This is a genomic window from Mesorhizobium sp. M7A.F.Ca.CA.004.06.1.1 (genome assembly GCF_003999135.1).
Lineage (GTDB): Bacteria > Pseudomonadota > Alphaproteobacteria > Rhizobiales > Rhizobiaceae > Mesorhizobium.
Map to the genome: position 1 here is coordinate 1 of NZ_RZPQ01001401.1, position 533 is coordinate 533.

A 533-nucleotide genomic window follows, 5' to 3' on the forward strand; every position below is an offset into this window, starting at 1 on the left:
TGCTGGCCCGGACCGACACCGTCCGCCATGCCCATGTCCGGCTGCCCGCCGCCGCCTGGGGCGAGAAGGACGGCACCGTCACCAATTCAGAGCGCCGGGTGTCGCGCCAGCGCGCGTTTTTGGAGCTGCCCGGCGAGGTGCTGCCCGACTGGCGGATCGTCGCCGAGGTGGGCAAGCGGATGGGGTTCGGCGAGGCGTTTTCCTATGCGACGCCGGCGGAAGTTTTTGCTGAACACGCGGCGCTGTCGGGGTTCGAGAATGATGGTGTGCGGGACTTCGATATTGGCGTCTACGGCGGAGTTGATGGCGAGACCTACGCAACGCTTGAGCCGTTCCAGTGGCCGGCGCCCGGTCGTGCCGACCCCTTCTGGCCTGCCGGCCATCTCCCCCTCAAGGGGGGAGATCAGCCTGCCGCTCGGCTTTCGCCAATCGCCAACGCTGCGGAAGAAGCGCCGGTGTCAAAGCTGCTAGTCTCCCCCCTCGAGGGGGAGATGGCCGGCAGGCCAGAAGGGGTCGGCACGACTGGGCTCCAG

The 533-nt window shown here is 68.1% G+C and carries 1 protein-coding gene; it reads left to right on the forward strand.

The features are described from left to right. Window positions 1–533: molybdopterin-dependent oxidoreductase (locus tag EN906_RS36595; RefSeq protein WP_245484421.1), on the forward strand; the 533-nt coding region annotated here is incomplete at both ends.